The sequence below is a fragment of the bacterium genome (assembly GCA_035380285.1).
GTDB lineage: Bacteria > Auribacterota > Erginobacteria > Erginobacterales > DAOSXE01 > DAOSXE01.
In genome coordinates this window covers 1-8,906 of record DAOSXE010000055.1, presented here as the reverse complement: position 1 = coordinate 8,906, position 8,906 = coordinate 1, and the positions used below count along the sequence as shown (strand labels likewise).

Genomic DNA, 8,906 nt, shown 5'->3' with positions numbered 1-8,906 from the left:
CGACGCCGTCGACCACCCCGACCACCACGCCCAGCGCCACCCCCACCCCTTTCGGATACAAAACACCGACGCCGTCGACGAGCCCGACTCCCACCCCTTCTGTGCCTCCCACGCCTTTGCCCGTCCCCACCGGAAACTGGACCGCCTGGACCCAGATCAACGAGGACGGCTTCGGCAACGTGAATAATTTTTCCGCCTTCGCTCTCGCCTGTTATGAGGGCTCTATCTATGCCGGGTCCTGGAACAACAGCGACGGCTGCGAAGTCTGGCGGTGGGAGGGAGATGAACCCACCGACTGGGCGGTTATGACCGACGGCGGCTTCGGAACTTCCGACAACCGCGGCGCCCACTGCCTGACCGTCTTCGATGACGAGCTTTTCGTGGGGACCGCCAACAACGCGGACGGTTTCGAGATCTGGTCTTACGATGGGAGTTCCTGGACGCGGCGCGCAACCGGCGGCCTCGGGGATGAAGACAACACCTGGGCTTCCGCCATGATCGTTCACGACGGCAAGCTCTATGTGGGAACCTCGTGGCAGGCGGCCGTTTTCACCTACGACTGGAGCGATTGGACCCAGATCAACGAGAATTTCTTCGGCGACAGCAACAACCAGGGGGTGAGGAGCCTGGCGGTCTACGACGGCAAAGTCTATGCCGGAGTCTATAACACAGCGGACGGGGCCCGTCTCTACCGCTGCGACGGCCCCGGGACCACCGACTGGACAATGGTGACCGAAGGCGGCTTTGGCGATAACTTTTCTGATTTCCGGAGTCTCGCCGCCCTCGGAGGACGGCTCTTCGTCGGCGGGGCCGGCTGGAGCGTTTCCTGTCAGGTCTGGGAATACGCCGGGGGAGCGTTCGTCCGCAACGATCCCGGCGACGCCATGCAGTATGACGCCGCCCGGGTGATGGCGGTTTTCGACGACCGGCTCTACGTGGGGACCGGAAACGACTCCGGCAGTCCCGAGGGGGGCCAGGTCTGGGAATATGGCTGGGCCGACTGGACCCAGGTGAACGAGAACGGGTTCGGCGATACGGCCAACGAGGCGGTTCATTCCCTGGCCGTCTGTTACCCCTGCCTCTTTGCCGGCGTTTCCAACAGCAACGGGGAAGGGGGAAAAGTCTTCATGCGCTGCCTGATCACCCCCACTCCCTCGGCCACCCCGACTCCGTCGGCGACCCCGACCCCGACTCCGTCCCTGACGCCCTCGCCCTCGCTCACCCCGACTCCCTCCGCCACGCCGACTCCCTCCGCTACCACAACTCCTTCCGCCCCTCCAACTCCACCACCGACGGCGACACCTACTCCCACGGCTTCTCCCACTCCTTCGCCCGTGGCCACCCCTCCCTTCCTGGTCCTGGCTTCGGGGGACTACAGCGGCGACGGCCGCTCCGATATCGCCGTTTTCCGGCCCGACCAGGGCAAGTGGCTGGTCTGGGACCTGGGGGCTTCCTGGTACGGCAGGACGGGGGACACCCCGGTCCCCGGGGATTACGACGGCGACGGGATAGCCGACATCGCCGTCTACCGCCCCGGCAGCGGCCTCTGGGCGGTCAAGAGCCTGACCCGTTTCTACCTGGATTCCGGACTCACGCCCGCCCCCGCGGACTACGACGGGGACGGCCGGGCCGACGCCGCCGCTTTCCGGCCTTCCGACGGCCGCTGGATCGTCCGGGGCGTCACCCAGTTCTGGTTCGGTCAAGACGGCGATCTCCCGGTCCCGGCCGACTACGACGGGGACGGGTCAGCCGACATCGCCGTCTGGCGCCCCGGAAGCGGGGGCTGGCTGGTCAGGGGGCTGACCCGGGCCTGGTACGGCATCCCCGGCGACATCCCCGTACCCGGCTACTATATCTGGGACGGGTCCCCGGCCCGGGATCAGATAGCGGTCTACCGCCCGGCCAAGGGCAAATGGCTGATCCAGGACGGAGCGGCTTTCTCCTACGGCTCCCTCAACGATATCCCGGTGCCCGGAGCGTTCGCGGGAGGGGTGCTCGATCTGCCCGCGGTCTTCCGCCACGGCAAGGGGCTCTGGTTCATCCGGACCGTCACCCGCGCCTACTTCGGCGAGGACGGGGATTACCCGGTCACCCGCTAGAAAGACATGCCCAACGGCCGCGGCTTCCGCCGGCCGGAAGGCGGCAATGGCCCTCCGGGGACCGTGGGAGGAGTGTCTTTCCGTCGGTTTCGACCGAAAGCCCGCAGTGCCGCCCCCGCCGCCTCGGCCGGTGAGCGCATGCGCTTGAACATCATGCTCAAATCGGGAGTGGGAGCGATTGCCCTCCACCGGAACAGGCGGGCGTTGACGGGGGTGCTTCGATGCCCACGGCCGGCGGCGACGTTTACCGCCGAATTACGGAGATGAATTCACGCTATCCGATCGTAACGGTCCTCATAGCCGCAACGCTGCTCGTCTTCGGGCCGGCCTGGCGCTATGACTTCGTGGGCTGGGACGACGACATCCACGTCTACAACAATTCCTGCCTCAAGGCGCCCGCGTTCTCCAACGTCCTCCATTTCTGGAAGGGTCCCCACGAAGGCCTGTATATGCCCGTCACCTTTTCCCTCTGGGCGCTTTTGACCGCGTGCTCCCAACCCGTTTCAGCCGAAGCCGGCGGCACAAGCTTCAACCCGCATATCTTTCACGCCGCCAATATCATCCTCCATATCCTCAATGTTCTTCTGGTCTTCGCCATCCTCAATCGGCTCTTCAGCGACGGAGCCGTGTCCCGGGAGCAGGACCGCCGTCGGCTTCTCCGGCCGTCCGGGGGACGGCGTGGTCGAAGCGCCGGGGGCCAGGCCTTTTCCCTGCCCCGGTGCGTTGCCGCCGCCGCGGTGGGGGCGGCTCTTTACGCCGTCCACCCTCTCCAGGTGGAACCGGTAGCGTGGGTCTCGAGCATGAAGGACCTTCTCTGCGGATTCTTTTCCCTCCTGGCGCTCCGGTCGTATCTCCTGTACGCGGAGAGAGCCGCAACCGCGGAACGTACGGCCTCGAGAGATCGGAGAGGACTGATACGATATGGGCTGCTCGCCACCGGGGCCTTCGCTCTCGCCCTCCTCTCCAAACCGGCCGCGGTTTCGGTCCCCTTCATCGCCGGGCTGCTGCTGCATTTCAGATACACGGATTCGGAGCCGGGCCTGGGCGGGAACACCCCGCGCACCCTCTTCCGGCAACCCCGCCTGTTACTGATCGGCTGGATCCTGATCTCCGTGCCGGTCGTGTTCATGGCCCGGTTCGCCGAGCGGGGAATCCCCCTCGGATTCGTCGCGACGATTCCGGGGCGGGTCCTGATAGCGGGCGACGCCCTCGGTTTCTATCTCTTCAAGCTCTTCGTACCCCTGAACCTCGGCATCGACTACGGCCGCCTCCCCCGCCTGGCCGTGGACGGCGCGTGGGGCTATTTCCCCTGGATCATGCTCTCGGCGGTCGCGGGCGCCGCGGCGCTGGACAAGCGCAGGCGGCAATGGCTGACGGCCCTGGGGATTTTCGCGGTGGGAGCGGCGCCGACGCTGGGCCTGGTGCCGCACGGCTTCCAGGTTTTTTCGACGGTGGCCGACCGGTTCCTGTATCTGGCGATGCTGGGCCCGGCGCTGGCCCTGGGCTGGGCGGTCATGTCCTTCCGGAGCCCGGCGGTCGGCCGGGCCGGCCTCATCGTCGTCTGCCTGCTGGGGCTTCTCAGCATTCGGCAGAGGCGGTACTGGACCGGAAGCGACGCGCTCTTCCGCCACGCTCTGGAAATCAACGACCGCAGTTTCATGGCTTACTATAACCTGGGCCGAACGCTCGACGGCGAAGCCAAACCGGAGGAGGCGATCTTTCATTACGAGAAGGCGCTGGACGTCAAACCGGACTACGGACGGGCGCACAACAACCTGGGAGCGGCGTTGACGCGGACGGGGCGCTTGCGCGAGGCCATCCCCCACTTCGCCGAGGCCCTCCGACTCGAACCCGGCAACGGGGGCGCCTACTACAACCTGTACGTCGCCCACAACGTTCTCGGCGTCGAGCTGGCGGAAAAGGGAAACCGCGCCGAGGCCGTCAAGCACTTCGCGGAGGCGCTGCGTCTCAACCCCGGCTACGCCGAGGCGCGCCGCAACTTGGACATAGCCCTGCGGGAGACGGAAAAAAGCGGCGGCGGGAACTTGCCGTCGGATGGAAGCGATTGCGGGACCGAATGACTCCGCCGCCACGACGGCGGGATGCCGGGGCCGCGGCGGGGTGGAACGGCACATACCGGGGAGCACACCGGGAGAAGTATGAAAAGATTTTTATACCAGGGTCTCCTCTTCGCCCCCAGGAAATCGCCTCCAAGACGGCGGCGGGGAAAACCCTTTTTTAGTTTCCTCTTCGGACTCGGTGGGGCTTCCGCGCGCCGGCGGGAAGACGAATCCCCACTGTCCTCCGGGCCGGGAGATTTAGTTGCCGTGGAAGCGGAGCTTCTCCATCAGACCGGGAAAGCCGTCAAGATCCGGGATGCAAACAACCGGATCTGTTGGATCCCGAGGCGATGGATCGTCTCCATGCAGGTACACGGTTCCGATCGCCGGATCATTCGTATCGCCAAAACCAACTGGGATAAAGCCAAAGCCCTGTAAGAAAAATAGCCGGCACCCGGTGCGCGGGGGCTTCTTTTGCAGCTTCACTTCCCCCACCCCGGCTCAGTACCCGGACAGGGACGGCGATGAATCAACCGATCCGGCAGGGGGCCGATAACCGTCCGGGAGAGTTTCCGTTGAGTTCACGGCGGAAGAATCGCGTTCCGCCGATACCGGCGCCGGGGGTAAGAGCATATCGAAGAAAGAAAGATACGCGGTGAACTTTCCGGTAGACCCGGAAAGCCGTCCGCGAGCGTACACTGAACCGGACCAATTCATGACGCCGTAGGCACAACTACCACTTCGAAGGGCACCGCCGTATTCTCCAGTTCGAGAGACATACATCGCCTGGGCGCCGTACATACCGCAGAGGATCCAGCCCGAGGAAGAATCGAGAGCAAGACATTGTATCCCGGAGATCGGCGGAATCGACCCCGTGTCGATATAAACTTCGGCGGGGGTATCGAAATCGACGGCATATCGATATATCTTGTATTTCACAGACCCGGGAAGCAAACCGCCGCTGATATAAAAATAATCGTCGTCACGCGCAATCGCACCGGCGCCACCGGGGATTTCTTGGCGCCCATCGGGATCCACCAAGTGATATTCGGCGACGGTACCGGCGGAAATATCGTCTTCATTGTAGACATAAACCCAGTTATCGGGATCGCCGCCGCCGTTCCAGCAATTGGTTTTGTTCACGACGACATACACCATTCCTCCGGAGATACACAGGTCGCCGGAATGCATGGGCATCGCGATCTGGCTATCAATCGATCCATCAAGATCAGTTTTCACCAGCTCGGTTGCCATCGACCAAAAGATCGCATTAGGATTCTTATCACTCAAAGCAACTCCTTGGAGATGCCATTGCCATTTCCCGTCACAAGCAATCCGTACAGGCACCGACGGTGGAGAAACCGGAGTAATACCGGAAACGGGCGTCGGGGTTCTCACGGACGCTTCCACCGCAAAAATCGGCATCGCCAAAACAACCACGGCAATCCGTTTCATCAGACTATTCTTTTGTCAAGGCTCAAACCCGGATACGAGTTTTGTCCCTTTTCGGGGATGTACGACTGACAAATGGTTTTTCATGCAATAGAGTATATATTTTATGAATCAAGGACTTCTCTTAAATAAATATCGTGCGTAGTGTCATTTCCATACCTTAACCGTTCGTTCTTCCACGGTTCCGATAATATTGTTTCGGCGTGCGGCACCGCCTCAAAACATCCCCTATCGGAACGAACAAGAGACGCGCCGGACGATTAAACAGGGCGGCTTCCTCCAGGGAAGCCGCCCTGTTCGATTAAGCCGGTCTTGGAATTCGGAATCAGCTTTGCGGGGCCGCGGGCGCGGCGGCGGGAGCCGCAGCCGCCTGCGGAGCGCCCGTGGCCTTGCGGGCGCGGACTTTTCTGCCGCTTGTGCGGACGGTCTTGCGCGCCGGCTTGCGGGTTTTGCCCGCGGCTTTTTTTGCGCCGCCGGCGTCCAGGGAACGGATTTTGGCCAGCTTGGCCGCCCGGGGCTTGACCCGGCCCTGTTCCCAGGCCGAAACCGAGGCCACGCTCACGCCGATACTCTTGGCGAATTCGGCCTGGTTGAGCCCGAGCTTTTTCCGGATGGCCTTGATCTGTGCGGGAGTCACCCCGGCGCCGGCCGGGGCCTTGGCCGCCGGCTTTCTGCCCGGTTTCCGGCCGGGCTTTCTTCCCCGCCTGGTTTTAGCCGCCGGGCCTTTCTGGAGCGCCGTCAACGCTTCCAGTGCCTGTCCCAGAAGTTTTACGGCCTTATCGACGGCCTTGTCCCGTCCCCCGGCCCGGCTCCCGATTTCCTTTTTTACCAGGGCCGCGATCTGGGCGTCCAGAGAAGTTGATATTTTCGCCATACGTTCCTCCTTGCGGTTGCAGTTGGCGGTTTTCAACTTTTGATTATTTTGTAATGTAACAGACAAATTTCAATATTGCAATATGTATTCCTATACTTTCAACTTGAGAAAGTAAAATATAGAGAGAGAGTCCCACTCCCGATATCCACTGTAAATATATTAAATCAGCGCCATAAAAGTTGAATAATTATGTTTACTCTACATCGGCGCCGAAATTCTCATATAAAAGCTTCCATAAATCGAATTCCGTCACTGTACCGGACAACGTTTTCCGCCGGAGTCGAGCCGAAAATGACGGTGCTTATTGCTGCCGCCCGGAATGGTACGTTTCCCCGACGCGGGGGAATTTCGGCCTGTTTTCTCCCTCGGGGAACGCCGAACCGGCTTTGGGCTCCTTGCAATTACCGCCGGAAAACCTCCGATGAGACCCCCCTCGACGATACAACGGGAAACCCGCGGGAAGGATGGGAGAACAAAACCGGAACAGGACGGTAACAAGTCAGGCCGCCCCAGAGGGGTCTCGCCGCAGTATCGTCTGGACGACCGAGTCAAGCGCCTGCAGGAATCGGGATCGATCGCGCTGCGTCAGGGGCGGGGGGCCCCCCATGATCTCTCCCGAACTCCTCAGCTCCGACAAGAGATCGCGGGTCGCCACGGTTTGACCGATATTGTCGTCCGTGAAGAGTTTTCCGGTAGGACCGACCACATGGGCTCCCTTCTTCAAACATCGACTCGCCAGCGGGATATCGGCGGTTATCGCGATATCCCCGCGCCGTATATGTTCGACGATCCAATCGTCGGCGGCGTCGAACCCGTCTTCGACTACTACCAGTTTTACCGGCCTGCCGGTGGGAACCCGCATCCAGGAATTGGCCACCAAAATAACTTCAAGGTTATAACGCGAAGCGACGCGGTAAACCTCCTGTTTGACCGGACAGGCATCGGCATCCACGAAAATACTGGACAAACTACAAACCTCACTTTCCACTTCGACCGCCGGCTGTTTCGAATTAGTAGTATATACCGCTGAAATTTGAAGATACAGAAAAGAAAAGTGCGAAAAAGACCTCCAGGGGAGATCTACAGACCTGCCTGCAGGCGGGTTTCATAGATTGAGGAACAGGTAAATTTTGCACCTGATTACTCCGATAGGGAAGAATTCAGTATTCAGCAGCCCCCGCCGTGGAGCCTGAAGAATTTTGCACCTGATTACTCTGATTAACTCTGATGGGGCAATATTTAAATCAGGGACAAATGCCGTCACGTCCTGAACCCCGAACCCTGAACCCTTATCGCACCTGATTACTCTGATCGGGAGAAGAATTCAGGGTTCAGGGTTCAGGTTCTAAGTAGGGTCATTGCGAGAAGCTTTAGCGACGAAGCAATCTTGTGAGCGGCTCGAGCATGAACAGGGTATAGTATGGTGTGGTAAAAGTTAAAATACGGAGGAACCTTATGAGCAGAAACTATTGTTTCCCTGCCGTAGTTTTCTTTCTGGTGCTCGTTGCCCGTGTCTCGGCGCAGCCGACCCCGGCAGAGGGGAGGATTTCGCTTCTCCCCCCTCGGATGGATGGAGGCCGCCCCTTGATGCAGGTGCTGCGGGACCGGAGTACCCATAGGGAGTTTGATACCAAGCCGTTGCCGGACCAGGTGCTGTCCGACCTGCTCTGGGCCGCGTTCGGGATCAACCGCCCCGAAACCGGGAAGCGCACCGCTCCCTCCGCCGTAAATTGGCAGGAGATCGATATTTATGTGGCTTTACCTCAAGGCCTCTACCTCTATGAAGCGACCGGCCACGCCTTGAAACCGGTCCTGGCCGAAGACATCAGGGCTTTGACCGGGCTTCAAGGATTTACCCAGGTGGCGCCGGTCGACCTGATTTATGTCGCCGACCGATCGCGCATGGGCCGGGCCGGGGAAGATCAGAAAGATTTTTACTCGGCTACCGATACCGGTTTCATCAGTCAGAACGTTTATTTATTTTGCGCTTCGGAAGGGCTGGGAACGGTGGTACTGGGAATGATCGATAAACCGGCGTTGGAAAAAAAGATGAGGTTGCTCCCGCATCAGAAAGTCATCCTCTCCCAGCCGGTAGGATACCGGGCACCTGACTCGGGATCATCAGAGTAATCAGGTGCAACAAGGGTTCGGGGGAAGAATTCAGAATTCAGTAGCCCCCCACCGCTTCATGGTGAAACTAAGATTACGCAGATGAGGGGACAGGATCGTGGTTCCCACTGCCCCCCATGGGGCATCTTCAGTCCGTCCTCAACCCTCTAAAAATCCTCTGTGCCCCTCTGTGTCCTCTGTGGTAAGAAGCAAAGAGCATAGTGCATAGAGCATAGCGTAAGCCCCACCACAATCCCCCTGAACCCCGAACCCTAAAGGGTCCGTGGCGGAGGGGTTTTCCCTATGCTCTCT

At 60.5% G+C, this 8,906-nt stretch carries 7 protein-coding genes; 4 read left to right on the top strand and 3 right to left on the bottom strand.

Translation table 11 applies throughout. From position 1 onward, the window contains the following. The first annotated feature begins 101 nt into the window (after positions 1-101). The 3 genes from PLZ73_12330 (at position 102) to PLZ73_12320 (ending at position 4,597) form a co-directional block, all read left to right on the top strand. Positions 102-2,099, top strand: coding sequence for a VCBS repeat-containing protein (locus PLZ73_12330; GenBank protein ID HOO78660.1), 1,998 nt, complete (start codon positions 102-104; stop codon positions 2,097-2,099). 263 nt (positions 2,100-2,362) lie between these two features. Continuing rightward, the gene (locus tag PLZ73_12325) at positions 2,363-4,180 is read left to right on the top strand and encodes a tetratricopeptide repeat protein (protein HOO78659.1); all 1,818 of its coding nucleotides are present in this window, start codon (positions 2,363-2,365) and stop codon (positions 4,178-4,180) included. Positions 4,181-4,426: 246 nt separating this feature from the next. Further along, complete coding sequence (locus PLZ73_12320) at positions 4,427-4,597, top strand: hypothetical protein (protein ID HOO78658.1); 171 nt, start codon at positions 4,427-4,429, stop codon at positions 4,595-4,597. Between the two features lie 63 nt (positions 4,598-4,660). Here the strand turns inward: PLZ73_12320 and PLZ73_12315 are convergent, their stop codons facing one another. The 3 genes from PLZ73_12315 to PLZ73_12305 form a co-directional block, all read right to left on the bottom strand. Further along, the gene (locus PLZ73_12315; protein HOO78657.1) at positions 4,661-5,614 is read right to left on the bottom strand and encodes a hypothetical protein; all 954 of its coding nucleotides are present in this window, start codon (positions 5,612-5,614) and stop codon (positions 4,661-4,663) included. 322 nt (positions 5,615-5,936) lie between these two features. Next, positions 5,937-6,485: a helix-turn-helix domain-containing protein gene (locus tag PLZ73_12310; protein ID HOO78656.1), complete on the bottom strand. Its 549-nt coding sequence runs from the start codon at positions 6,483-6,485 to the stop codon at positions 5,937-5,939. A 499-nt stretch (positions 6,486-6,984) separates the two neighbouring features. Continuing rightward, positions 6,985-7,452 (bottom strand): YaiI/YqxD family protein, encoded by a 468-nt coding sequence (locus PLZ73_12305; GenBank protein HOO78655.1) that lies wholly within the window; start codon positions 7,450-7,452, stop codon positions 6,985-6,987. Positions 7,453-8,072: 620 nt separating this feature from the next. Here PLZ73_12305 and PLZ73_12300 point away from each other — a divergent pair. After that, a complete protein-coding gene (locus tag PLZ73_12300; protein ID HOO78654.1) occupies positions 8,073-8,615 on the top strand; it encodes a nitroreductase family protein in 543 nt (180 codons plus the stop codon). Positions 8,616-8,906 lie beyond the last annotated feature (291 nt).

Coding starts and splice junctions, on each gene's coding strand:
- PLZ73_12310 (HOO78656.1), bottom strand. CDS start 6,485: ATGGCGAAAATATCAACTTCTCTGGACGCCCAGATCGCGGCCCTGGTA.
- PLZ73_12300 (HOO78654.1), top strand. CDS start 8,073: ATGCAGGTGCTGCGGGACCGGAGTACCCATAGGGAGTTTGATACCAAG.
- PLZ73_12325 (HOO78659.1), top strand. CDS start 2,363: ATGAATTCACGCTATCCGATCGTAACGGTCCTCATAGCCGCAACGCTG.
- PLZ73_12315 (HOO78657.1), bottom strand. CDS start 5,614: ATGAAACGGATTGCCGTGGTTGTTTTGGCGATGCCGATTTTTGCGGTG.